The organism is Deefgea sp. CFH1-16, from assembly GCF_016881365.1.
Lineage (GTDB): Bacteria > Pseudomonadota > Gammaproteobacteria > Burkholderiales > Chitinibacteraceae > Deefgea.
On record NZ_WLYT01000001.1, the window covers coordinates 1,030,495 to 1,054,771 of the forward strand.

General features: G+C 47.8%; 29 protein-coding genes and 3 pseudogenes. 13 read left to right on the forward strand and 19 right to left on the reverse strand.

Features of this window, described 5'->3' with window-relative positions:
• Positions 1–50: 50 nt before the first annotated feature.
• The 4 genes from GKO28_RS05515 to GKO28_RS05530 all read left to right on the forward strand — a co-directional run bounded on the left by GKO28_RS05515 (position 51) and on the right by GKO28_RS05530 (position 4,134).
• On the forward strand, positions 51–1,283 hold the full coding sequence (locus GKO28_RS05515; RefSeq protein WP_203563941.1) for an AsmA family protein: 1,233 nt from the start codon (positions 51–53) through the stop codon (positions 1,281–1,283).
• A 113-nt stretch (positions 1,284–1,396) separates the two neighbouring features.
• Positions 1,397–2,416 carry a folate-binding protein YgfZ gene (locus GKO28_RS05520; protein WP_182075619.1) on the forward strand — a complete coding sequence of 340 codons (1,020 nt, stop codon included), beginning with the start codon at positions 1,397–1,399 and terminating at the stop codon, positions 2,414–2,416.
• A 60-nt stretch (positions 2,417–2,476) separates the two neighbouring features.
• The gene (locus tag GKO28_RS05525; protein ID WP_182075620.1) at positions 2,477–3,280 is read left to right on the forward strand and encodes an enoyl-ACP reductase; all 804 of its coding nucleotides are present in this window, start codon (positions 2,477–2,479) and stop codon (positions 3,278–3,280) included.
• An 86-nt stretch (positions 3,281–3,366) separates the two neighbouring features.
• Positions 3,367–4,134 (forward strand): class II glutamine amidotransferase, encoded by a 768-nt coding sequence (locus tag GKO28_RS05530; protein WP_182075621.1) that lies wholly within the window; start codon positions 3,367–3,369, stop codon positions 4,132–4,134.
• Between the two features lie 44 nt (positions 4,135–4,178).
• On the opposite strand, the gene GKO28_RS05535 is transcribed toward GKO28_RS05530, so the two are convergent.
• The 8 genes and pseudogenes from GKO28_RS05535 to rplM all read right to left on the reverse strand — a co-directional run bounded on the left by GKO28_RS05535 (position 4,179) and on the right by rplM (position 10,747).
• Positions 4,179–5,258, reverse strand: a complete 1,080-nt coding sequence (locus GKO28_RS05535; protein ID WP_182075622.1) for a hypothetical protein — start codon at positions 5,256–5,258, stop codon at positions 4,179–4,181.
• Between the two features lie 151 nt (positions 5,259–5,409).
• On the reverse strand, positions 5,410–6,921 hold the full coding sequence (pap, locus tag GKO28_RS05540; protein WP_182075623.1) for a polyphosphate:AMP phosphotransferase: 1,512 nt from the start codon (positions 6,919–6,921) through the stop codon (positions 5,410–5,412).
• A 176-nt stretch (positions 6,922–7,097) separates the two neighbouring features.
• Positions 7,098–7,450 (reverse strand): annotated as a pseudogene (gene erpA / locus GKO28_RS05545) (iron-sulfur cluster insertion protein ErpA).
• A gap of 70 nt (positions 7,451–7,520) precedes the next feature.
• On the reverse strand, positions 7,521–7,937 hold the full coding sequence (locus GKO28_RS05550; protein ID WP_173532333.1) for a polymer-forming cytoskeletal protein: 417 nt from the start codon (positions 7,935–7,937) through the stop codon (positions 7,521–7,523).
• Between the two features lie 10 nt (positions 7,938–7,947).
• Positions 7,948–8,628: a DUF6776 family protein gene (locus GKO28_RS05555; RefSeq protein ID WP_182075624.1), complete on the reverse strand. Its 681-nt coding sequence runs from the start codon at positions 8,626–8,628 to the stop codon at positions 7,948–7,950.
• Between the two features lie 42 nt (positions 8,629–8,670).
• Positions 8,671–9,715, reverse strand: a pseudogene (gene argC / locus GKO28_RS05560) (N-acetyl-gamma-glutamyl-phosphate reductase).
• Between the two features lie 177 nt (positions 9,716–9,892).
• On the reverse strand, positions 9,893–10,285 hold the full coding sequence (rpsI, locus tag GKO28_RS05565; protein WP_173532336.1) for a 30S ribosomal protein S9: 393 nt from the start codon (positions 10,283–10,285) through the stop codon (positions 9,893–9,895).
• Positions 10,286–10,318: 33 nt separating this feature from the next.
• Complete coding sequence (rplM, locus tag GKO28_RS05570) at positions 10,319–10,747, reverse strand: 50S ribosomal protein L13 (RefSeq protein ID WP_173532337.1); 429 nt, start codon at positions 10,745–10,747, stop codon at positions 10,319–10,321.
• Between the two features lie 374 nt (positions 10,748–11,121).
• Here rplM and GKO28_RS05575 point away from each other — a divergent pair, with 374 nt between their 5' ends.
• Positions 11,122–11,541, forward strand: coding sequence for an OsmC family protein (locus GKO28_RS05575; protein WP_182075625.1), 420 nt, complete (start codon positions 11,122–11,124; stop codon positions 11,539–11,541).
• 197 nt (positions 11,542–11,738) lie between these two features.
• Here the strand turns inward: GKO28_RS05575 and GKO28_RS05580 are convergent, their stop codons facing one another.
• Together GKO28_RS05580 and coq7 are read right to left on the reverse strand one after the other, a co-directional pair.
• Positions 11,739–12,443, reverse strand: a complete 705-nt coding sequence (locus GKO28_RS05580; protein WP_182075626.1) for a formate/nitrite transporter family protein — start codon at positions 12,441–12,443, stop codon at positions 11,739–11,741.
• 181 nt (positions 12,444–12,624) lie between these two features.
• Complete coding sequence (gene coq7 / locus GKO28_RS05585; RefSeq protein ID WP_173534578.1) at positions 12,625–13,260, reverse strand: 2-polyprenyl-3-methyl-6-methoxy-1,4-benzoquinone monooxygenase; 636 nt, start codon at positions 13,258–13,260, stop codon at positions 12,625–12,627.
• Between the two features lie 90 nt (positions 13,261–13,350).
• Between coq7 and GKO28_RS05590 the strand changes: the two genes are divergently transcribed.
• From GKO28_RS05590 to GKO28_RS05605, 4 genes are all read left to right on the forward strand, one after another.
• Positions 13,351–13,950 (forward strand): peptidylprolyl isomerase, encoded by a 600-nt coding sequence (locus tag GKO28_RS05590; protein WP_182075627.1) that lies wholly within the window; start codon positions 13,351–13,353, stop codon positions 13,948–13,950.
• Between the two features lie 26 nt (positions 13,951–13,976).
• Positions 13,977–14,480, forward strand: a complete 504-nt coding sequence (locus GKO28_RS05595; RefSeq protein ID WP_182075628.1) for a peptidylprolyl isomerase — start codon at positions 13,977–13,979, stop codon at positions 14,478–14,480.
• An 81-nt stretch (positions 14,481–14,561) separates the two neighbouring features.
• Positions 14,562–15,287 (forward strand): UDP-2,3-diacylglucosamine diphosphatase, encoded by a 726-nt coding sequence (locus tag GKO28_RS05600; protein ID WP_182075629.1) that lies wholly within the window; start codon positions 14,562–14,564, stop codon positions 15,285–15,287.
• A 155-nt stretch (positions 15,288–15,442) separates the two neighbouring features.
• A complete protein-coding gene (locus tag GKO28_RS05605) occupies positions 15,443–16,435 on the forward strand; it encodes an extracellular solute-binding protein (protein WP_247646390.1) in 993 nt (330 codons plus the stop codon).
• Positions 16,436–16,667: 232 nt separating this feature from the next.
• On the opposite strand, the gene GKO28_RS05610 is transcribed toward GKO28_RS05605, so the two are convergent.
• The 7 genes from GKO28_RS05610 to GKO28_RS22170 all read right to left on the reverse strand — a co-directional run bounded on the left by GKO28_RS05610 (position 16,668) and on the right by GKO28_RS22170 (position 20,461).
• Positions 16,668–17,222, reverse strand: a complete 555-nt coding sequence (locus tag GKO28_RS05610) for a hypothetical protein (protein ID WP_182075631.1) — start codon at positions 17,220–17,222, stop codon at positions 16,668–16,670.
• Between the two features lie 173 nt (positions 17,223–17,395).
• The gene (gene ispF / locus GKO28_RS05615; RefSeq protein ID WP_182075632.1) at positions 17,396–17,881 is read right to left on the reverse strand and encodes a 2-C-methyl-D-erythritol 2,4-cyclodiphosphate synthase; all 486 of its coding nucleotides are present in this window, start codon (positions 17,879–17,881) and stop codon (positions 17,396–17,398) included.
• Between the two features lie 68 nt (positions 17,882–17,949).
• Positions 17,950–18,714, reverse strand: a complete 765-nt coding sequence (ispD, locus tag GKO28_RS05620; RefSeq protein ID WP_182075633.1) for a 2-C-methyl-D-erythritol 4-phosphate cytidylyltransferase — start codon at positions 18,712–18,714, stop codon at positions 17,950–17,952.
• Positions 18,711–19,304: a hypothetical protein gene (locus tag GKO28_RS05625; RefSeq protein WP_203563942.1), complete on the reverse strand. Its 594-nt coding sequence runs from the start codon at positions 19,302–19,304 to the stop codon at positions 18,711–18,713. The genes ispD and GKO28_RS05625 overlap by 4 nt, the downstream gene beginning before the upstream one ends.
• Entirely contained in the window at positions 19,234–19,620 is a 387-nt protein-coding gene (locus GKO28_RS05630) for a hypothetical protein (protein WP_182075635.1), read from the reverse strand. The genes GKO28_RS05625 and GKO28_RS05630 overlap by 71 nt, the downstream gene beginning before the upstream one ends.
• A gap of 8 nt (positions 19,621–19,628) precedes the next feature.
• Positions 19,629–20,291, reverse strand: coding sequence for a DNA polymerase III subunit epsilon (gene dnaQ / locus GKO28_RS05635; protein ID WP_307838952.1), 663 nt, complete (start codon positions 20,289–20,291; stop codon positions 19,629–19,631).
• A complete protein-coding gene (locus GKO28_RS22170) occupies positions 20,288–20,461 on the reverse strand; it encodes a hypothetical protein (RefSeq protein ID WP_307838953.1) in 174 nt (57 codons plus the stop codon). Before GKO28_RS22170 ends, dnaQ begins: the two co-directional genes overlap by 4 nt.
• Before the next feature lie 297 nt (positions 20,462–20,758).
• Here GKO28_RS22170 and GKO28_RS05640 point away from each other — a divergent pair, with 297 nt between their 5' ends.
• Together GKO28_RS05640 and GKO28_RS05645 are read left to right on the forward strand one after the other, a co-directional pair.
• Positions 20,759–20,908, forward strand: coding sequence for a hypothetical protein (locus GKO28_RS05640; protein WP_182075636.1), 150 nt, complete (start codon positions 20,759–20,761; stop codon positions 20,906–20,908).
• Positions 20,909–21,061: 153 nt separating this feature from the next.
• Complete coding sequence (locus tag GKO28_RS05645) at positions 21,062–21,862, forward strand: class III extradiol ring-cleavage dioxygenase (RefSeq protein WP_182075637.1); 801 nt, start codon at positions 21,062–21,064, stop codon at positions 21,860–21,862.
• Here GKO28_RS05645 and rnhA read toward each other — a convergent pair.
• Positions 21,859–22,289, reverse strand: a pseudogene (gene rnhA / locus GKO28_RS05650) (ribonuclease HI). The gene GKO28_RS05645 and the pseudogene rnhA sit on opposite strands and share 4 nt — an antisense overlap.
• A gap of 27 nt (positions 22,290–22,316) precedes the next feature.
• Between rnhA and GKO28_RS05655 the strand changes: the two are divergent.
• The gene (locus GKO28_RS05655; RefSeq protein ID WP_182075638.1) at positions 22,317–22,610 is read left to right on the forward strand and encodes a hypothetical protein; all 294 of its coding nucleotides are present in this window, start codon (positions 22,317–22,319) and stop codon (positions 22,608–22,610) included.
• A gap of 99 nt (positions 22,611–22,709) precedes the next feature.
• Here the strand turns inward: GKO28_RS05655 and GKO28_RS05660 are convergent, their stop codons facing one another.
• A complete protein-coding gene (locus tag GKO28_RS05660) occupies positions 22,710–23,429 on the reverse strand; it encodes a class I SAM-dependent methyltransferase (protein ID WP_182075639.1) in 720 nt (239 codons plus the stop codon).
• A 32-nt stretch (positions 23,430–23,461) separates the two neighbouring features.
• Between GKO28_RS05660 and gloB the strand changes: the two genes are divergently transcribed.
• Positions 23,462–24,211 carry a hydroxyacylglutathione hydrolase gene (gloB, locus tag GKO28_RS05665; RefSeq protein WP_182075640.1) on the forward strand — a complete coding sequence of 250 codons (750 nt, stop codon included), beginning with the start codon at positions 23,462–23,464 and terminating at the stop codon, positions 24,209–24,211.
• The last annotated feature ends 66 nt before the right edge of the window (positions 24,212–24,277 follow it).

The window sequence follows — 24,277 nt, forward strand, 5'->3', positions numbered from 1 at the left end:
GACACTCTCGACCGTTTAGTCAAGAACATCCTAATAAAATAATCGATAAAATGATGACTAGCCCAAAAAAAATCCTCATCGGCAGCACTCTATTTCTTGGCTTTGCCGCTTCCCTGCCGTTGATTATGCCCTATGACGCCTTCAAAAACAGTTTAGAAACAAAGCTCTCGCAAATGAATGGCGGCAAGACGCAGATTGCGCATATCGAATTTAGTTATCAGCCTACGCCGGTATTTATTTTACGTGATGTGGTGATCGAACGGCCTGAGACGGCCCAAATTGCAGAGATTATTATTCCAGTCACTAGCTACAATCTTTTAAATTGGGGTAAATCGATGCGAAATGTGCTAATTCGCAACGCTGTTTTATCTCGTTCCTTCGCGCTTGATTTGCCAAATCGAATCAAAACTGACGATCACAATGGCTTTCGAGTCGATCGGCTGGCGCTAGAAAAAGTCTCAATCAAGCTCGATCGCCGTACTGTTGGCCCAATTGATGGTGAATTACGCTTTCGATCCAATGGCAATATCGAAGATCTGGTTATTCGCACCGATCAAGACCGCGCAGAAATTCAAGTCCAACCCACAGAGCCAGGGCAATTCAAAGTACAATTTAACGCCAGCAACTGGGAGCTACCCGTGGGGCAGCCAGTTAAATTTGAATTTCTTAAACTTATCGGCACCGCCGACGCTAATGGCTGGACCATTTCAGATATTCGAGCAGATCTTTATGGTGGCCTCGTTACCGGTTCAGCACAACTTAACTGGCAATCGGACTGGCAACTCACCGGGCACATTTTTGCCAAGAATATCTCTGTCGAGCCATTTATGAGTTTATATAGTCCCATTACACGCAGTACTGGTCGGATGAATGCCGACGCTAGCTTTAAATATCAAGGCGCAACAGAGCAACAATTATTTAAACAACCACAAATCCAAAGCCGCTTTATTATTCAAGACGGTACTTTGCATAATTTTGATTTGATCACGCCACTCAAATCGCAAACTCCAACGACATTACGCCGTGGCGGACAAACCAATTTTAGTAGTTTATCTGGGAGTATTGCCATCAACGACAAGAGTGTCTCCCTCTACAACCTAATACTCCAGTCGGGTAAATTTCGAGCCAATGGCGAATTACGCATTTCACAACAAAAAATTAGCGGATCAATTGGCACGCAACTCGCCGCGGGCGCAATGATGGCCAATAATCAGCTCAGTATTTCCGGCCAATTAGCCGCACCAGAAATTAAACAGTCGTGGCGCGCTACGCCCCAATCATGAAGAACGAAGCACCATCGCCGAAACCGATGCGCCTAAACCTGAAAACTAATCACTCAATATCAATTGGATATGCGGCCTAGCCAACCTGCCGCATCCTCAATAAGGAAGAACACATGACCTGGACCGCATTTTTACAGCAAGCCGGCGCTCAATTCGAAGCGCACCTCGTTACCCACTTTACACAGTCTGAGACTGAATTAGCCGCACTGGAACAAAATTGGGTCATCTGTCCACTCAGCCAATACGGCTTAATTCGCTTTAGTGGCGAAGACAGCCAAGCGTTTTTGCAAGGCCAACTCTCAAGTGACGTTCGAGCGCTAGATGTTAACTCCGCGCAGTACTCAAGTTACTCAACACCAAAAGGTCGCATGCTCGCGAGCTTTTTAGTTTCACGTCAGCAAGATGACTATGTCTTACAAATCGCCGCCGAGCTACAAGCCAGCATTCAAAAACGCTTAAGCATGTTTATTATGCGTAGCAAAACCAAGGCCAGCGATGCCAATACCGACTGGGTACAAATCGGTGTGGCCGGTCCTGCAGCTAGCGCACAAATTGCCGCGTTCTTTGGCAGCGTACCGACAGCAATGACAGTACAACATCACGCCAATGCCAGTATTATCGGACTTGAGGGTGATCGCTTTCAAATTATGGCTTCACCCGAAGCAATGGCGACGCTATGGACCGGATTGATCAGCAAGGGCGCACAAGCAGCGGGAAGTCCCGTTTGGCAACTCACCGAAATTCGTGCCGGTAGCCCATGGGTCACCGCAGCCACCCAAGAAGAATTTGTGCCACAAATGGCCAATATGGAATTAATTGGTGGCGTTAACTTTAAGAAGGGCTGCTACCCGGGCCAAGAAATTGTCGCCAGAATGCAATATTTAGGCAAAACTAAACGCCGAACCTATCGCATGCATGTTGATAGCCGCGATGTGCTTGCTGGACAGGACGTGTATAGCTCAGATTCGGATGGCCAAGCCAGCGGTAAGATCATGCTTGCAGCGCCAAGTCCTCAAGGCGGCTCTGAAGTCTTAGTTGTCGCACAAATTGCCAGTTTAGCGCTGGGATTGCATTTAATTGACGCCAATGGTCCGCTATTGACGCAATTAAATCTGCCATATGCACTCAACTGAAGCCAAAACAGCAATTTCATCATATAATCGCGAAATTCGCACAAGCAAGGATGTCACCCCATGGGGTTTCTCGCTAATAAAAAAATCTTAATTTGCGGTCTACTTTCAGATCGCTCTATCGCCTACGGCATTGCCCAAGCTTGCCGCCGTGAAGGTGCTGAACTGGCTTTCACCTACGTGGGTGAAGATCTAAAAGATCGTGTTGTTCGTTTAGCTGCTGACTTTGACTCAACCATCGTTCTGCCCTGTGATGTGGGTAGTGATGAGCAAATCGAAGCGCTATTTCCAGCATTGGCTGAATATTGGCCAACGTTTGATGGTCTGGTGCACTCGATTGGCTTTGCGCCACGCGATGCATTAAAAGGCGACTATCTGGATGCCGTGACACGTGAAAACTTTAAAATCGCTCACGATATCAGCTCGTACAGCTTTGCTGCACTGGCTAAAGCTGCGCGTCCAATGCTCAATGAAAAAGCATCGCTCGTTACGATGTCGTATCTTGGGGCTGAACGTGCGATCCCAAATTACAATGTAATGGGATTGGCTAAAGCCAGCCTCGAAGCCAATGTGCGCTATATGGCGGCGGCATTGGGCACCAGCAAAGAAATCCGTGTCAACGGTGTTTCTGCTGGCCCAATCAAAACTTTAGCTGCAGCAGGGATTTCAGACTTTGGTAAACTGCTTAAAGGCGCGGCAGAAGCTACACCGTCTAAACGCAATGTGACCAAAGAAGAAGTAGGGAATGTCACTGCCTTCTTATTGTCTGACTTATGCTCAGGCATGACCGGTGAAATCTTGCACGTTGATGTGGGCTTTAGTATCGGCGCAGGCGCGCTTTGGCGGGTTAATTACCCCTCGATTTAGCCCAAAATAAAGCCCGCAATCGCGGGCTTTATTGTTATTGATTACCACGCAAACAAGCAAGACCCCAATTTAAAAGGTATTTAGCGATGTGCCAGTTACTCGGAATGAATTGCAACACCCCAACCGACATTGTGTTTTCCTTTGAAGGATTTCGACGCCGTGGTGGACTCACCGCCGAACATGCCGATGGTTGGGGAATCGCTTTTTTTGAAGACGCAGGCTGCCGACTTTTTTTAGACTATCTACCGTCGAGCAGTAGTCCGGTCGCTGATTTGGTCCGTAGCTATCCAATCAAAAGCAAAAATGTCATTTCGCATATTCGCAAAGCCACCCAAGGTGTGATTAACCTCGCCAATACCCACCCTTTTCAGCGTGAATTGTGGGGTAAATACTGGATCTTTGCGCATAATGGCAACCTCACTGAGCTCGCCACGCTTGAGCCATCTCGCTTTCAGTCGGTGGGCAATACCGACAGTGAACTGGCTTTTTGTTGGTTACTTGATCAGCTCGCGCAACAATTTAGCGTCATGCCAAGCCGCAGCGAACTCCATCAGGCATTAAGCCGCATTGCTGGGCAATTAGCGCAACATGGCTGCTGCAATTTTTTACTCTCAAATGGCGAAACCTTATGGGCTCACTGCTCAACGGCGCTGCACTATATCGTGCGCCAAGCGCCATTTACCGTCGCGCATTTGTCGGATATGGATTTAACGGTCGATTTTTCCAATGAAACCCGGCCTAATGATCAAGTTGCCGTCATTGCCACTCAGCCGCTCACCGACAATGAAACATGGACTGCAATGCAGCCCGGCGAACTACTGATGTTTGTTGATGGTGAGATACAAAAAACATAGGTATTCTCATGCATGCTTTATTTTATAAAGCACAGCGATAGATACTAGGCCTCGTGCTGATGTAAACCCAGCAGGGCAAACACCGTATCATCAAAATATTCGCCCTGCTCATCCAGCTGGCGCAATTGAAACGACAGCCGCTCGAGGCTGATTTGATTGTGTGCAAAGCGATCTCGCGTCATCTTCATACTACTCGCTCGTGCGGCGAGTTGATTTCGCCGCGCTTCAATCTCTTTGCGCTCGCGCTGATGCCCGCCAACCGATAAATACAGCCAAAAAATCAAACCGCCGGCAATCCACCATAACTCAAAAAACAAACTCGCAATGGCAATCAAAGTCATCAGCAAATACCAAATCTGATCGGCCTGCTCAAATTTTGGCACCATCACCGACAAACTAGGCCAGCGACGTTTCATCATCGAGGCAATCCGGGTGTCATCCGTCGCATCGCGCTTTTTTGCGGCCAAAGCACCGTCCAGCGCCAGACTAATATACCAGTGGGTAATCACTTTTGAATGCAGCCAATGGGCGGCTAAATACTGCGCCATTTTTTCATGCAATTGATCTCGAAATGAGCTGCTCGACAAGGGTGGCACACTATCGTTATACGGATCTTTCAGCGCATTTTGTACTTGCAGGGGGTATCCAGCCACGTCCATTAATAATCGGCGTCGCTCATTCAATACCTCTGGACTAATCAGGATTTCAGGATGATCCAGATGCAGATAATGCTGCAATAATTTGTCTAAATCATCAAATGCTGGATGTGTGCCGGGATGATCTTTTAATAATCCACGTAAACGCGTGACCTCTTGACGAATTAAATCCGCTATCGGCCCAGCCTCGGGCACCCATGAGCGACGCAATAAACCATCAATTTTATCTAACGGCTCATCATAATGACGATAATAAGCCTCATGATAACGGCCAATTTCTTCATCATCACGCAGTTTATTTCCCGTTAGCAATGGACGAGTCGGCGGCTCACGGCGTAAATCCAATCCAATGCGATTGACCACACTATCTAACTCTGGCGCGACACCCGCCCGGGCAAAAACTGGATCTAGTTCATGCCGCTTATTTCGCCATTCTTCGAGCGCCTGCCAAATACTCCAATCGGCCATTATTTATTTTATTCCCTCAAACCTTGACCACAGCGCTCTCGCGCCTCACCGGCCCCAATGGCCATCACCGCGCAATACGGCAGTGAATTAGCGACAATCAGGGCGCAGCATAACATCAATTTATCCGCGCACTTTACGCGAAAAAATACCTCTAGCGCACGTCTAAAGCCGGTTGTTCTTGTTGACTTAACGCCGCTTCAATACGCTCACATAAATGGCGAAGCACTGCAACCCGCGCATAATATTTGTTATTTGCCCCTACCCTTAGCCACGGCGAATTCGGGGTACTGGTTCGCTCGATCAAATCACTGGCGGCAGTGACGTAGTCATCCCATTTTTCGCGGTTACGCCAGTCTTCTTCGGTAATTTTGAAACGTTTATATTCAATCGCTTCACGCTCATGAAAGCGGTTTAATTGCTCTTCATTACTAATCGCCAACCAAAACTTCACCACCAACACGTTAGCTGCCGCAATTTGCGCTTCGAAATCATTAATTTCGCCATAGGCCCGCATCCAATCTGCATGACTCGCAAAGCCTTCTACGCGCTCCACCAAGACACGGCCATACCAAGAGCGATCAAACAGCGTGAGCTGCCCATGTGGCGGCAAATGCCGCCAAAAACGCCATAGATACGGCTGAGCACGCTCCTCTTCGGTCGGCGCTGCAATCGGGATTGTGCGATATTGCCGAGCATCGAGTGCCGCAGTAATCCGGCGAATTGCCCCGCCCTTGCCTGCAGCGTCCATGCCTTCAAACACACAAACAACGGAAAGCTGCTTAAATTGAGGCTGCCGAACTAGGCCATTGAGTCGGCCTTGCAATTCTTCGAGCTGAATTTTGTAATCCTCTTTGCTGAGAACAAAATCCAAAGGCAGCGTATCAAGCAGGCGAACGCCATCGATGGATGGCATCAAAGGAGCAGCATCAATGCGATTTTGCCGAACAGAGCCCCGCTCCAGATGATGGCGAATGGCTTCTTCAATATGTCGACCGACTGAGATATTGCGGAAATTATTGTCTGAGCTTTCAATCACTCGCCATGGCGCATCCGCTAAATTGGTTCGCAGCAATAAATCACGGTAACGATCAATCATTTGATCATAGTTTTTTAAAAACCAGCGATCTGATTCTTCAACTCGCCATGCCGTACGTGAATCGGCGCTGAGTTTTTTGATTTGTTTCTTCAGCTGATCTTTGGATAAATGCAGCCAAAATTTTAAAACCAGCACGCCCTCATCAGATAGCATTTTTTCTAAGCGCAAAATTTTAGCTAGCTCACGCTCATAAGCAATGGGCTCAGCCGCATCTTGCATTTGATCCCACATCGGACCGCTATACCAACCACCAAAAAGAATCGCCATCTTGCCTTTGGGGGGCAAAATACGCCAATAACGCCAAAATGGTGGTCGGGCAGTCTCTTCATCACTCGGTTCGGCAAATGCATGCGTGGCAATTAAGCGGGGATCTAACCACTTTAATAACAGATTAGCCACCTCACTTTTACCTGCGGTCGGTACGCCACCGAGCAATATAACTACCTGAAAATCAGCGCGTTGCTTTAAATCATATTGAATTGACAATAAATTTTGCCGTAATTCAGCTTCAAATTGCTGGTAAGACTGCTTATCCAGTTGATGCCCTAATTCTGCTGATTCAAACATATGCTGACTCCGAGTCATGATAAGTCATTATTCAGCTTTAGCCGCATTTCGGGAAGCGTTTGATTAAGAGCGCAGCCAGAAAGCCATAACCGCCCAATATTCGCGCCCAGATCACAAGCGATCAGCCATAAAAAAAGAGGCTTACGCCTCTTTTTTGCTGACATTATCGGTGAATATTAAACCGAGAATGAAGAGCCACAGCCACAAGTTGACTGGGCATTCGGGTTTTTTAATGGTAAATTGCGAGCCTTCTAGGCTTTCAACGTAATCAATTTCCGCACCAACCAAATATTGATAGCTCATTGGATCTACCAATAAGGTCACGCCATTTTTAGTAATTGGCGTGTCGTCTTCATTGACGATTTCGTCAAAAGTAAAAGCCATATTGAAAGCCTGAGCAGCCACCGCCCGTCACGAAGACGCGCAATTTCAAATCTGGATTACCTTCTTCCAAAATCAATTCATTGACTTTACTCGCCGCATTATCGGTAAAGACAAAAGGAAGTGGCATCTCGGTTTCAGTGGTCATAACAGCTCCGCCCATAATAGTTGACTAAATTGATAGGGTATATTATCCACGTCTGGCCCAGCAAGGTCAATCACTCTGCCTTGCTGTCCGCTACACGTGGCAGATCATCGATGGCCATCTCTTCACGCTGGCCGTTATGCACATGAATTAATCGCCCATCGACAATCGCGCCCGGATGCATTTCTAGCGTTTTATACGCTAAATCACCGCGAATTCTGGATTTACTTTGCAACTCAACATAGTGGCTAACTTCGATTGGCCCACAAATTTCACCATTCAAAATCAAATGCGAGCACACCACTTTGCCTTCGATTTTAGCCTTGTCACTCACCACCAACGTGCCGTTTTTTTCATCAGTCATGCTGACATCACCAATAATGGCACCGTCTAAGCGCAAACCGCCGGCAAATTTCACATGCCCAGTCACCGTCGTGCCTTGCCCAATCAGGCTATCAATTTTGGTGCTGCCTTTTTTCTTATTAAACACACTTATCCCCTTAGAATTTTTTTTGGCAACTGGCTAATACTTTACTGCCTTGTGGTTCAACCAAGCGAGCTTCCATCACAAATGGGCCCGTCGCACCAACCGGCAATTCAAATTCACCTTCTGCGCGATGATAATGCGCAACGGCAATCGATGCGCCCTGAGTATTTGCCGTCAATTGCTGTTTTTTACCGTCCAACTGATATTGCACACTAACGAATAAACGCCCGGCCAATTCAGTTGTTTTATCCGTTCCTTGCACCAGTAATAAACGATAACGCAATCGATCTACGGTGCTGGTTTGCAATTCACAGGCCACAAAACTGGCGGAGCGATTTCTATCATTGCTTTGCAACAAAGATTCAAAAAACGATAAAGTTTCTCGAGTGATTGCAAAGTCTTGCTGCAAAGCAGTCAGCTCACGCTTGAGCGCATCTCGCTCCGCCCCCACAACAGTCAGCTGTTGCGATAATAAAGCCTGTTCTTTCTGCAAAAAATCGATTCGCTGCTGCAGACCTTGCATTTGATTTTGCTGCAACAGCGAAGAGCTCGACCGTAGCTTCTCTTTGCGGTATTCGCCCAACTGCATTCCAGTATAAAGCGCGGCAAGCAATACCCCCATAAATACAGTAATACGAAAGAATTTTGCTTTCAGGCTTAGCTGCGGGCGTAATGACAAGGGCGTCGCTGTCATGCGCGCCCTTTGCGAACGATATAGACGTTTAATTGGCATCACTTAAGGCAGCAATGGCACAACATCTAAACCATGCTGTTCAGGTAAACCAAACATCAAGTTCATGACTTGCACAGATTGGCCTGAAGCACCTTTGACTAGATTGTCTTCCACCACCAAGATCACGAGTAAATCGCCATTACCTGGGCGGTGCACGGCAATACGTGCCGTATTGCTACCGCGTACCGAGCGAGTTTCTGGGCAAGATCCTGCAGGCATCACATCAACAAACGGCTCAGCAGCAAATCGCTCTTCAAATAATTTTTGCACATCGGCCGCTTTACCAGCCTCAGTTAAGCGCGCATAAATCGTCGAATGAATACCACGAATCATCGGCGTAAGATGCGGAACAAACGTCAATTGCACAGGCGCGCCGTGGATTGCTGATAATCCTTGCATGATTTCAGGCGAATGGCGATGACCTTTTACGGCATAGGCTTTGAAATTATCACTGCTTTCGGCAAATAAAGTCCCCACTTCGGCTTTACGGCCAGCGCCAGACACACCCGATTTGCAATCGGCGATAATGCCGCTGGTTTCAATCAATTGCAGGCCATTTTCAATCAATGGCAATAAACCGAGCTGAACTGAGGTTGGGTAGCAACCTGCCATACCAATTAAGCGTGCTTTGATGGATGGCTGCGCGATTCACTTCCGGCAAACCGTACACCGCTTCGGCGAGTAAATCGGTACAGCTGTGCTCCATGGCGTACCACTGCGTAAATTCAGCAGGGTCTTTGAGGCGGAAATCTGCGGCCAAATCGATGACTTTAACGCCCGCTTCGAGCAATTCACGCGCTTGTGCCATTGCGACACCATGCGGCGTTGCAAAGAAAACCACGTCGCACTCGGTCAGTTTGGCGTCTTCGGGAGTGGAAAAAGCAATCTCAACGTGGCCACGTAGGCTAGGAAACATCTCAGATACTTTCATGCCGGCTTCTTTTCGCGAAGTCACCGCTTTGAGTTCTACATCAGGATGGCGCGACAATAAACGCAGCAATTCAACCCCTGTGTAACCAGTACCGCCAACAATCCCAACCTTGATCATGCTCTTTTCCCTGTTCAAATTATCACAGCGATAATAAAACAAAATACTAGGGAGTGGGGAATAGGGAAGAAAGAATAAGTAAGAAAAACCATTCTCTAACGACGACTCCCCAAGTCGACAGACGTAAAAAAGCCATCCCGTAGGATGGCTCTTTGATCCAAACAATCTGTAAACGAATTAACGCTTAGAGAATTGTTTACGACGACGTGCGCCGCGTAGACCGACTTTCTTACGTTCAACTTCACGAGCGTCACGAGTAACCAGACCAGCCGATTTCAGAGTTGGTTTCAACGCTGCATCGTACTGAATCAAGGCACGGGTGATACCGTGACGAACCGCGCCAGCTTGGCCAGATTCGCCGCCGCCAACCACGTTTACCATGATGTCGAAAGCTTCAAGATTGCTAGTCAACACGAGTGGTTGACGAACGATCATACGGCCTGTTTCACGAGCAAAGTATTGATCCAATGCTTTACCGTTAACGATGATTTGGCCAGTACCTTTTGCCAAGAACACACGAGCTACAGAGCTCTTGCGACGGCCAGTACCATAATTGTATTTACCTACCATGATGCAATTCCTTTAAGTAAGTTTTGCGATCGCTTAGAGAGCAAGAGTTTTAGGTTCTTGCGCAGTGTGCGGATGCTCGCCACCGGCATAAACTTTCATTTTCTTGATCATTGCGTAGCCCAATGGGCCTTTTGGTAACATGCCTTTAACAGCAAATTCCAACGCACGGCCAGGAAATTTGTTTTGCATTTCAGTGAAGGTACGCTCGTAAATACCGCCTGGGTGACCAGTGTGACGGTAATAAATCTTCGCCGTTGCTTTATCGCCAGTAACGCGGATCTTGTCTGCGTTTACCACAACGATGTAGTCGCCGGTATCGACGTGCGGAGTGTATTCAGCTTTATGTTTGCCACGCAGGCGTTTGGCGATCTCGGCAGCGAGACGGCCCAGCACTAAGTCTGTGGCGTCCACAACGAACCACTCGCGCTTCACCTCGTGCGGCTTGGCAGAAAAGGTTTTCATGACTGCTAGTCCACGTTTTTGAATTTGAGAAAGTCGCGGATTGTAGCGGGTTAAATGCCACTCTGTCAAATGCATTTGCAAACAGATTCCAATCCGAGACAAAAAAAACGCAATCAAGGCATGCCTAGATTGCGCGAAATCCTACCAAATAAATGGAGGATGGAGGAGACGACATCGAGCAAAGCCCAATGTCATCGCCGATTATCACAGAAATTTAGGTGTAAGACAACCAAGTTTTCCGTGCTACGACCAATGGTTATAGCGCCAATCTACTCGTTCAATTTACCCGCAGTGCCATCGCATCACCTGCATTTCCCCGTTAGAATAGTGACCGATATTCCATCGTTTTGCCTTAATCCAAGGACCAGTGAATTATGAAAGTACGCATTAAATGGGTCGAAGAAGTGAGTTTTTTGGCGCAGTCCGAATCTGGCCATGCAGTGCTAATGGATGGCCCTCCAGAGGGCGGAGGACGTAATCTCGGTCCGCGCCCGATGGAAATGCTACTGATGGGCATGGCAGGCTGCTCTAGCTATGATGTCATCCACATTCTTAAAAAAGGCCGTGCGGACGTTAGAGACTGTGTGCTTGAAGTTGATGCTGAACGCGCGCCAACCGACCCTAAGGTATTCACCAAGATTCATTTACATTTTATTGTGACCGGCAAAGGGCTTAAAACAGAGGCCGTTGAACGGTCGATTAAATTATCGGCCGAAAAATACTGCTCTGCATCGATTATGCTCGGCCAAGTCGTTGCTATTACGCACGATTTCAGCGTGCATGAAGCCGATTAGTTCGTAGGCTTAGCTCAATAAAAAAAACGGCAAGAAAGCAATTCTTGCCGTTTTTTTATTGCCGATGAAATATTTATTTTGTTGAGTCTAATGATTTTTAATGCGCAGCGACTTCTTGACGGCGAAAAATCCAAGCATAAGGTAAACCAATAAATAAAGCCCCACCCACAATATTACCCAGCGTTGCAGGCAATAAATTATGCAGGAAAAAAATCACTCCAGCTGGCATCCAACCCAAGCAACATTGCGGCAGGGATAAAGAACATATTCGCAATACTATGTTCCATACCCAACGCAACGAATGCCATGACAGGCAACCAAATACCCATCATGCGCCCTAATGTGTCTTTTGCTGAATAACCTTGCCAAGCGGCTACACACACCAAAATATTCGCCAAAATACCTTTAAAAAAAGTCACGACAAATGGGTTTTCTAATTTGTGATGGGCAACAGAGAGTAAAAATAGCGTTGCAGAGTCATCCGGCTTAAAAATCCCCGTCATATAGGCAAAAGCCCATGCGGTAAATAAAGCACCAATAAAATTACCCAAATAAGAGAGCCCCCAGACTTTTGCCACATCGCGTTTAGCCAATAAATTACGTTGCAATGGCACCATTTGCGTCGCGCAATTACTGGTAAAAAGATCTACCCCAGTCAACACCACCGCAATAAAGCCCAAAGGGAAAACCGCGCCAAATAATAATTTACCCAAGCCAGGATTGCTCTGCATCAACTCAGGCGAGCCCCCTGCTACACAAACCGCGAGCAGACCACCAAGGGAAATAAACATCCCGCCGATAATGGCCATGACCGCCAATCTTGAGCAAGGCAATGCTGATTTTTCTAAAGCACTGTGTTCAACATAATCAACAATGGCAGAAGGAGCTAACATCCCATTCATATCAAAGCCTGCATTTCTATTATTTAGATGGCGCTATTTTATAACGCGCATACCCACAAAGAGCGGAAGTATTGCCATGACGTTGGTATTGAATACGACAAATCTGATCTGGCGCAAAGTTCTAGTGGTTCATGTCAGCCGCCGCAATGCGCACAATATGCTATTTAATTTTTAAACTCGCTTAAAACCGATAACTCAGTTGCGTCATTAATTTAGAAGTTAACTGCATTATTTGTGGCACAGGCTGTGGCAAAGGAGCCGCCCCCATTTGATCGGCCAGCTCGGCATGGCTCATTTCATCCAAATACATTTGCGCCACAATGGCGCGGCTTTTTTCGTCCGACTCAGGCAATTCATTGAGATGACTTTGCAAATGTGCGCCAACCTGCCGCTCCGTTTCGGCCAAAAAGCCCAAATTCCATTTGTCACCAATCACACCCGCGGCAACCCCCATCGCCAATGAGCCGGCATACCACAACGGATTAAGCACACTGCGGTGACTACCTAGCTCAGCCAAACGCCGCTGAGTCCAAGCCAAATGCTCGACCTCTTCATCGGCTGCTTGGCGTAACGCTTGCCGCGCAGCGGGGTCTCTGGCGGTCAAAGCCTGCCCTTGATACAACGCTTGCGCGCACACTTCGCCGCAGTGATTCACCCGCATCAATCCTGCTGCGTGCGCTTTTTCTGCGCTACTCATTGCTACATCATCAATTTTGGCATCAGGATGAGCCCGAGCACTCACCGCGGGTGCTGCTAAAGTACGCAACACCGTATCAAACTCAGTAATAAATTGGTCCAAAGAAGGTAATTTCAGCATCATCAGTTCTCCTTAAGCTGGCAATTCTACACTGTGCACATGTTATGATTACGAGATTGTATATTTTACCTCCAATTTGCAGGAATTTTCATGAAACGCTTCGTTATCGCTGCCGCTTTAGCACTTTCAAGCTTGACCGCCATCGCCGCCAATCCGCAAGTCGAGCTCAACACCAGCAAAGGTAAAATCATCGTTGAACTCTACCCAGAACAAGCACCAATCTCTGTGGCTAATTTTTTGCAATATGTCAAAAGCAAACATTATGACGGTACGGTTTTTCACCGCGTAGTGCCCGGATTTGTCGTGCAAGGTGGCGGTTACGATGTAAAACAAGAACAGAAACCAACTAAAGCATCAATTCAAAACGAAGCCAAAATCACGACAGAAAAAGGGCTAAAAAATGACCGCGGTATGCTGGCGATGGCCAGAACCGGTCAGCCGCATTCGGCAACAAGCCAGTTTTATATCAACCTAAAAAACAATGACGCTTTAAACTACCCTTCATTTGATGGCTGGGGTTACGCGGTATTTGGTAAAGTATTGAGTGGCATGGAAGTGGCAGATCAAATGGCAAAAGTGAGTTTACTGCCTGGTGATACCCCTGCCGAACCGATCATCTTAATCAGCGCCAAAGAATTAGCCGCCAAAACCGAAAAAGCCAGCGCTAGCAAAAGCAGCACGACCAAGTAATTTATATTTTTTCAAGGACAAAACAGATGACTAAAGTAAAACTCACCACCAGCATGGGTGACATTGTTTTAGAACTAAACGAAGAAAAAGCGCCGATTACGGTGGCTAACTTTATTCAATACGCTACTTCTGGTCATTACGATGGTACGATTTTCCATCGCGTCATCGATGGCTTTATGGTGCAAGGTGGTGGCTTTGAACCAGGCATGAAAGAAAAAAAAGACAAGCACCCAACCATTCAAAATGAAGCTGACAATGGTTTAAAAAATGATATTTACACCATCGCAATGGCGCGCACGCCAGAACCACATTCAGCCTCTTCACAGTTTTTCATCAATGCTGCTGACAATGATTTCTTAAATCATCGTAATAAAACAGCCCAAGGCTGGGGCTATGCCGTATTTGGCACTGTGATTGAAGGGCAAGACATCGTCGACAAAATCGAAAAAGTGAAAACTGGCAGCAATGGTTTCCACCAAGATGTGCCAAAAACAGATGTGGTCATTGTGAGTGCCGAAGTGCTGGCCTAATTACTTTGACTCACGATCGATTTAATTTTAAGCGCAGCAAGCCTGCGCTTTTTTTTATGCTCAACCTGCAAAGCCTTTCGAATGACTCAAGCCACATACTTTATCTCTGACCTACATTTATCCCCTAGCGACACAGCCACGGTACATGCATACCAGCAATTTATGCGCCAAATTGTTGCGAGCAGAGCTGAATATTTATATATTTTGGGGGATTTATTTGAATACTGGTTGGGTGATGATCAGCTCGACGAGCCATTCTATGCTGAGCAAGTGGCCGAAATTGCTGCCGTTGCGCAAACTGGCGTCAAAGTTTTTTTTATGGCCGGTAATCGCGATTTACTCGTTGGTCGCCGATTTGCAACAAGTGGTCAACTCACCGTGTTACCAGACCCAAGTTTGATACATTTACAGGGGCAAGCGATTTTATTGGGCCACGGTGATCGTTATTGCACTGATGATATCGCCTACCAGCGCTATCGCCGGCTGACACATAATCCAATTGTGCAATGGATTTGGCTGCATTTACCAAAAAAAATCCGCGATAAACAAATTGCTAACTTACGATTAAAATCACAACAATCCAATAAAAATAAAACCCGTATGATTATGGATGTCAATCTTGCCGCGATTGAAACCGAATTACAGCATAGTCCTGCACGGCTGCTGATTCATGGACACACCCATAGGCCAGCACAACACCAGCATCAACACGGAATTCGCTGGGTCATTCCAGACTGGAAAAAAGGGCATGGTGGCTATCTATTAAGCCAAGATGGTCAAATCAGCCTACATCACTATCCTGTTTAACTCAGTGAAATAAATCATCACCATAGCGACAAGTATTTGTTTTTATGACAAAACCCACTACTATTGGGGCTTATCAACTTACCTAATACGCCAAAAAAATGAAATTTATTCGTAAAATACGACTAGATTTTCTGACGCTTGCATTGCTATCTTCAATGGCAAGCGCGGAAAACACTTTGCGTATTTTGACTTGGCATGGCTATGCAGATCCCGACTGGATTGCTGCATTTGAGCAGAAATACCATAGCAAAGTTGAACTGACTTATGTTTCAAGTGATGATGAGTTATGGGAAAAGATCAATCGTAAGCAGGCCAATAACTATGATGTTTTTGCCGTGAATACTGCTGAATTACAGCGCTATATTGACCATAATCTCGTCACCCCGATTAAACAAAATCAAATTCCTAACTCCAAAAATCAATTACCCCGTTTTCGTAAAACTGAGCAAATATCAGGTTTAAATCGCAATGGTCATTTATACGCCATTCCATTTACTTATTCAGAAATGGGGCTCATTTATGATAAAAAGCAATTTAAAACGCCACCTGTATCAATGAATGACCTATGGCAAACCCGATACAGTGGAAAAATCGTTCTCTACGATGGCAGTAATCATAATTTCAGCCTAGCCGCACTCACATTGCATGCCAACAATCCATTTAAACTCTCAGCCAATGAGATGAAGCAAACCGTCGATAAATTACTCCAATTACGCCCACAAAATCCTATTTTTTACACCACCCCAGAGCAAGGCACGCAAGCATTTATTAACAATAAAGCCGCGTTAATGTATGCCAATTATGGCCAGCAACAGGTTAAATTATTGCAACAAGCGGGAGCAGACATAGGCTATATTATTCCGCAAGAGGGCGTACTGGCATGGCTAGATTGTTGGGCAATCAGCAATACCAGCAAAAATCGCAAGCTCGCCGAAAATTGGATTAATTACACTTTAGAAAAAACAGTGAGTCACACTTTAAGTCAGCGGCAAGGTTTATCTAACACCTTAAGTGGTGGTAATTTAAAAGACAGCGATAAAATTTTATGGCTAGAACCATCGGAAAACTTTGCCTTGCGCAGTCAATATTGGGATCGAATTCGTGCTGGCAAAGCGCGGCAAGACGCTCAACGACAATTAACTAAATAACGCCTATCATCCAGAGCACTCACAAATTCGCTCTAACTTCATACGCAAAAACTTCAGTCCTATTGATTCACTGCGATGTATTCACAAGCCGTAATAATGAAGCCCACCAATAGGTGGGCTCGGCAACAAACGGCGAATTTAAATATGGAGAACTCGCTTGATCGTAAAGTACGAAAAACCTTACGGGACTTTGCTAAAAGAGAACAATAGCAAACAACTTTTAAATTACTGCTTAGTTAGCAAATGCCATCATTGAGGCGCGTGTCACCACCAGCAACTGATCACCCGTTGCAGCTTGTGTTAGCCATTCTTTGTTTGCAACCGGTACGGTAATGATTTTGCCAGCAAAATCTTTGACGCGCAGCGAACCAGCGGCAACATTCACGCCCACAATATCATTGTAAACGGTATGCGTTAATGTCATGCCTGCGCCATCGACAGATAAATCTTGTGTATTGGTATCAATCACTTTACGAATGCCAGCAGTGCCTTTTTGCAATACAAAAGCCATTGTTTCAGCCCCTGTAACCGTGGCGGTGTCATTGGGCTTTAAGGTATTCAAACGCGTGACCTTGGGATTAATATTAGTAAACTCGAGCATTTGCCCGTTTGGCATTTGGAGCACAACGCTGCGCGTTGCCAAATCGACAGAAACCACCCGTGCCTCATCAATCTTACGTTCAGAAGTCGCCACGAGTAATTCATCTTGCCCAGTTGCGGCAATCGACGCCGTTCCGACCAATAAACCCGCAGTGAGCAAGATAGAAGCAAGTAATTTAGTGCGCATAATTGATACCCCTAGATTTATTTATTCAAACGATAAGCATAAAGCAAATTATCACCCATCGAGGCTAACACCCAGTGTCAGCAAAAACCCAGTCTAGCTCGAAATGGACAGGCTAGAAATAAATAATTTGCCTAATCAATATAATTGAAAAACCAGCAGAATCCAGCACTAACTCACCTTGGCGACAGTAGGGCAACCGCCTGCGCTTCAACCGCTGCGCCCTCTCCCACGGGGCCGAGCTTTTCATAGGTCTTGGCTTTCACGTTGACCAACGCCACATCAATTTGCAAATCTTCGGCAATATTCACTCGCATTGCGGGAATATGCGGGGCCATTTTGGGCTGCTGAATTAAGATCGATGCATCAATATTCGCCACTTGCCAACCTGCTTGCGCCACTCGCCGCACCGCTTCGCGCAATAAAACGCGGCTATCTACGCCTTTAAATTCGGTGGCCGTATCTGGAAAATGCCGACCAATATCACCCAAACCCGCCGCGCCCAAAATCGCATCGGTAATCGCATGCAACAAAGCATCGGCATCGGAATGCCCCAGCAGGCCTTTCTCATACGGGATATGTACGCCGCCCAAAATTAAAGGACGATCAGCCACCATACGATGAACATCCCAGCCTTGGCCGATACGAAAAGGTAAAGTCATGTTGAATTCTCCAGCGAAACGCTTGCCAACAAGCGCCATACAATAAGGTTTACATTACAACGACAAGATCAACGGTTAGCCTGTAACAGCAACCCCGCCAATTGCAAATCCTGCGGATAAGTCACTTTCAGATTCCATGGACTGCCCATGATAAGTTTGGGTGAATAGCCGAGGCGTTCGAGCGCGCTGGCTTCGTCGGTGATCTCTGCAACGTGTTCGGGTAGCGCGTCTTGAAGTGCGGCGAGCAATGGGCCACGGCGGAACATCTGCGGCGTTTGTGCTTGCCAAAGTCCCGCGCGCGGCGTGGTGTTAGCGATGCGTGGCTCAGTAGAAGAATTGACGGCGACCTTAAGGGTATCGGCCACTGGAACAGCTAAAATACCGCCTACAGCGTCATACTCCAACTGAATAATCATGGCATCCACTTGTTGGCTGGTGATACAAGGGCGGGCGGCGTCATGCACCAGCACCCAAATATCATCAGACATCGCAAAACCCTGCGCGTGTTGACCCGCTTGAGGACTTTCAATGGGAGCAGCGGCAAGTGCCGTCAGACCATTCATCACTGATTCAGCGCGGCTAACGCCTCCCACGCGCAGCACCAGCAAGCGGGCCAACGACTCGCCCAGTAAAGCAGCCCAATCGTAGCTTTCCCACCATTCATCTTCGGGCGAAATCACCACCACCACTTGCGCGATGCCCGCAGCACCGAGCAAGGCGCGCAGCGTATGCGCGATCAACGGTTGACCAAGTAAATCTAAATATTGTTTCGGCGTCGCAGACGCCATACGGCTGCCGCTACCCGCGGCAGGGACTAAGGCAATGGCAGTCATTCTGTAGTCTCGTTCTCGTCATCTTCTTGTGCATCGAGCGCGTTATACACTTCGGCGATCTCGACTTCAGGGTGCGCGGTTTGCCAAGCGTCGAGCACGTCAGCTAATGCTTGATCATTGAGCGCCGCCACGCCAAATTGCCGTTCAGGCAGCCAAGCGACTGTAGCTGCGCTCGCCGCATCGTGTGCGTGCTGCGTTTCTTCGCCACCCGCTTGGCCCTGCATTGACATAAGCTTCGACCAATCGTCCAGCGCCATATCGCTGTCTAGAACCAGCTCACAAAGGGTATTAGCCGCTAGCTCAATAGGTACAGTGGCTTCGATCACATACGTCGAGTAATTTGCGCGTTGCCAAAATTCTAACCAATCAAATACGGGCACTGGATTGCCATTGAGTTCATGCGTGCCGCGCGGTGCGCCGTCAATCAGCACGATATCTTGGTAACGCACGCCGCAATCGGGCAAAGGGACACTGATAATCTGCGCGCGCGCTGGATCAAGACGATTGGCCCACAGCACCTCAACCTGATCGCCCTGCGTAATTCGCACCGGAATCAAGCCCAATTTTAAATCGGGCGCAGCATGCTCCACCGCATCCAATGGCAGCGTAATGCCAAAAAATTCCCATGCTTTGCCAGCCCGTTTCCCAATCAGCAATCGCGGTTGCCGCGATGCCCATATTCCACCACGCGGCGGCGTCTTCGGGATTGAGCTCGGCTGCGCGGCGGTTGTAGCGCAGCGACTCGGCCCAGCGGCTTTGATATTTATACAGCAGCGCCAAATCGTAGTTCGTCACTGCGTCTTGCTCATCAATGGCCAGCGCCGCCAAAAAATGCTGCTCGGCCAGCGCTTCGTCGTGCTCTTCCCACGCCGCATGCGCGGCGGTTTTGAGTTCAGTGCTATTCATGCAAACGCTCATTGTGGATTGCCCTCGGTATTGGGCAACGCGGCGAGCGGCTCAAGTTCGCGCCACACGCAGCTGCCCTTGACGGCTTTATCTAGCGCATCGAGATACTTTTGATGTAATGCGAGTTCTTCACTGCTGGCTTGCGTCACGATCAGCGGCAAGCTATTGCTGCGGCGCGCTAAATTACTGGCGTTTTCTTCTGCAGTTGGCGCGTAGTCGATCAATAGACTATCTTGGCCGCGCGTCATCGCCATATACACTTCGGCGAGCAATTCGCAGTCAATCAGCGCGCCGTGTAATGTTCGGCCAGAACGATCGACGTCATAACGATCACACAGCGCATCCAGGCTATTGCGTTTGCCCGGCCACAGATCTTTGGCCATTTTCAGCGTGTCGGTCACGCTAGCGACGTAGTCTTCTAGCTTGCCACGGCCTAACTTGCCAAGCTCCATATTCAAATAGCCAACGTCAAATGGCGCGTTATGGATAATGATTTCGGCGTCTGTTACAAATTCAAGAAAATCATCGACGATTTGCCCGAACTTGGCTTTGTCCGACAAAAATTGCGTGGTTAAACCATGGACATTCAAAGCACCCTCTTCAGAGTCGCGGCCCGGATTGATGTAGCGATGAAAATGGCTATCGGCTTTGGATAATTTACGATCAATCATTTCAACCGCAGCGATCCGATTTCCAAAATTCGGTTACCGTCTTCAACCCGCAGACCTGTCGTCTCGGTATCGAGGAAAATTTGACGCATGATGATTCCCAACAAAACAATGGCGCTATTGTAACTGATGTTGATCACGGGCAAAAAACCGTCCACCGCGTGAAAAACCACGCACTCTGCCTTTATGCCGACAACATCAAAACCTTACAACGCAGAGACACAGAGGCGCAGAGAACACCCATTCAGGTCTCAAACCATCACCAACACGCTGATTTAAACTGCGATTGGCTGATGTTTTGTTCTGCGTCTCGGCATTGGATTTTTGTTTAACGTTTAAGTGAACCGCAGGCAATGGGCTTTGACGCTATTCACATCAAAACCTTACAACGCAGAAACACAGAGGCGCAGAGAACGCCAATTTAGGTCTCAAACCATCGCCAACACGCTGATTTAAGCTGCAATTGCCGGATGTTTTCGCTAAGCCTCGGCGTTGGCGTTGGCGTTGGCGTTGGCGTTGGCGTTGGCGTTGGCGTTGGCGTTGGCGTTGGCGTTGGCGTTGGCGTTGGCGTTGGCGTTGGCGTTGGCGTTGGCGTTGGCGTTTCAATATTGAACGCTTAAGTGAACCGCAAGTACTTGGCTTCGTTTTTTCTCACCAATTCGTTCAAATCATTTCGCCGCGGTGCCTGCGGCAAACTCGTATGATTGGAAACGCGCCAACCGCACGCTAGCGCGAATGCCAACACGGCCAATATCAATACATTCAGGAAGACCATGCCCCGCTCTCTCTTTATTAGCCACGGTGCGCCATCGCTGGCCATTGAGCCCAGCCCAGCACACGATTTTTTACTTTCACTGGGCCAAACCTTGCCTCGCCCTAAGGCCATCGTGCTGATTTCAGCGCACAATATTCAAGCGCAATTCACCGTCGGTAGCGCTCAGCAATGGCAAGAAGTGCATGATTTTAGTGGGTTTTCACCCGAGCTGTATCAATTGCAATATCGACCGCAGGGGGATCCGGGATTGGCCGAACGCCTGGCTTTACAACTGGCCAACGATGGGCACGCGATGGCCATTAGCGATCATCCGGCGATTGATCATGGCGCTTGGGTGCCGTTGATGCTGATGTATCCCAAGGCCGATATTCCTTTGGTGACGATCTCATTGGCAGCATCAATGGACAGCGCCGCGCATTTAGCACTGGGCCAATCACTGGCAAAATATTTACCTGATGAGGTGTTGCTGATTGGCTCTGGTAGCATTACGCACAATCTCAACGACGCTTTTAGTCGGATGAGAACCGGGCAAACTGAGTATAAAATTGAGCCGTATGCGGCGCAATTCATTGCTGCGACTTACTCTGCGCTCAATACCCAGCCTTTATTGGATTGGGTTAATTGGCAACAAAACTTGCCGCATGCACGGCAAGCCCACCCCACGATTGAACATTTTTTACCGCTACTGATTGCGCGCGCCGCCGCTGGCGATCAGGTCGACGTGCTGGCGCTGCATCAAAGTATGTCGCTGGGGGTGTTGGGGATGGATGTGATTGGCTTTACGCCAAGCGCGCGTTAAGTGAGTGATTCAACGCCGCGATTGGCCAATTGATCGGCGCGCTCATTGCCCGGATTACCGGCATGGCCTTTCACCCAACGCCAGGCAACAGTATGCCGCGCCACTTGCGCGTCGAGCTGCTTCCACAAGTCTTCATTTTTAACCGCTTGTTTAGCGGCGGTTTTCCAGCCGTTTTTTTTCCAGCCATGAATCCAAGTTTCAATACCATTTTTAACGTATTGTGAATCGGTATGAATGGTAACTTCACAGGTACGGGTTAACGCCGCTAAAGCGCTAATCACCGCCAGTAATTCCATGCGGTTATTGGTGGTATGTGTGCTTCACCACCGAATAATTCTTTTTCATGCTCGCCAAAGCGCAAAAAAGCGCCCCAGCCGCCAGGACCGGGATTGCCTTTACAAGCGCCGTCGGTATAGATTTCTACCATGATGTTGTTCACTTTTGGAGTGCCACAATGCGTGTTTCTGCACTGGTTTTAAGTTGTATATTGCCGCTCAGTTTAACCGCAGTTCCGCTGTATGCCGCGACTTTTTGTCCGTGGAAAATTCCCAGCGACAGCAAAACCGAACGTTTAATCAATCTTACCGTGGTGCAATTTATTGATGTCAATGATGATGAAGTCAAAATCGCTTTTGGCGGCGGCAATCTGGGCAGCGGCCATGATATTCGTTTAGCGACTAAAAATCGCGATGAAGGCAATAAATTGATTAAATCAATGCAAGATGCGGCAAAACAGTGTGATAAATAAATCCACAACCTATAGGTATATGCTTATAGGTCATTAAATTCAAAATCTACAAGCATATACCTTTGACAGCAGCCGGTTTTACTCTATTTACAACGATCTTTACGCGCTTGCTGGCGGAGTTTTTCGATGGCCATTGCCGAGCTTTGCTGTGGCGGTAGCCGAGCGCCATTGCGGTTCAATCAAATGCATGCCACGAATCCGCTTTACCGCGGCAACACAATACACGCCACCACCAGCGGGCCATAAGCGATCACCCGCTTGATCGAGAAAACGGCTTTTTTCTAACCAGCCGGGGCGTTGTACCGGTGGCCGATAGCATAAATGCTCGTCTTGCAGCGTTTGAAAATCCAGCACACTTAACCAATCTTTTAATTTGGGTAACGCCACAAAATTGCCTTTCCACGGGATTTCTGAATTGGGCTTTAAACGGCGTAAACCCCATAAACTCCATGGATTAAAGCCGGTAATCAATAAACGTCCCTCAGGGCGCAAGGCGCGCTGACATTCGCGCAGCACCGCATGCGGGTCCTGACAAAAATCCAGCACATGCGGTAAAGCAATCAAATCCAAGCTTTGCTCATCAAATGGCAACGCTTGTACCGAGCATTTCAACTGCGTGCCAGCTGCTTCACCGGCTTGCAAACGCCAAGGCATGCGATTGCTGCGTAAACAATCAATTTGTGGCAATTCAAGCTGCACCGCTTTGTAGCCAAAAATATCCACCACCGAGCGCTCAAACCAAGCCAACTCGCTCATGGCCACATAGCGCCCTAGCGGAGTTGCTAGCCAAGTAGCAAAATGATCAAACTCAGCATTCATTTTTTGATGCCCACAGGATTTAAGTAAATAAAATGCTCAAACTACACTGCCTACCGATTCTGGATGACAACTACATCTGGCTGATCGAACATCAGCACCAAGTTATTGCCGTTGATCCAGGTCTTGCTGCCCCATTACAAAATTGGCTGGCCGCCCATCAAGCACAATTAGCCGGCATCCTCATTACGCACCATCACCACGATCATACTGGCGGCTTAACTGCATTCGCTGCCAGCACGCTGCCCATTTACGGCCCCGCAGGCATCCTTGGGGTGAATCATCCTTGCCATGATGGCGATACCTTAACTTTATTGGGAGAGACATTTCAAGTTATCGCCACGCCGGGGCATACTTTGGATCATTTAGCCTATTTTGGTGCTGGTTTCTTGTTTTGTGGCGATACTTTATTTGCTGCTGGCTGTGGTCGACTGTTTGAAGGTCAACCGGTGCAACTATTTAATAGTTTACAACGACTAGCCCAGCTCCCTTTGCAAACGCAGGTTTGCTGTACTCACGAATACACGCTCAGCAATCTACGCTTTGCGCTGCATGTGCAACCCGATAACAGTGCCTTGCTAGAGCGTCAGGCTATCGAAAGTGAAAAACGTTCCCAGCAACAAGCCACTTTACCCAGTACGATTGCACTTGAATTAGCGACCAATCCTTATCTACGCTGCACAGATGCTGGGCTATTTGCACAAGTTAAAGCCCATCAACCAAAGATAACCACGCCATTAGATTGCTTTACCGCGCTACGCAGCTGGAAAGATTCTTTCCGTTAATCCACTTTCAGGGGCTAACTCGTTGACACAGCAGGAAAGCCGCCATTAGTATCGGCAGATTCATTT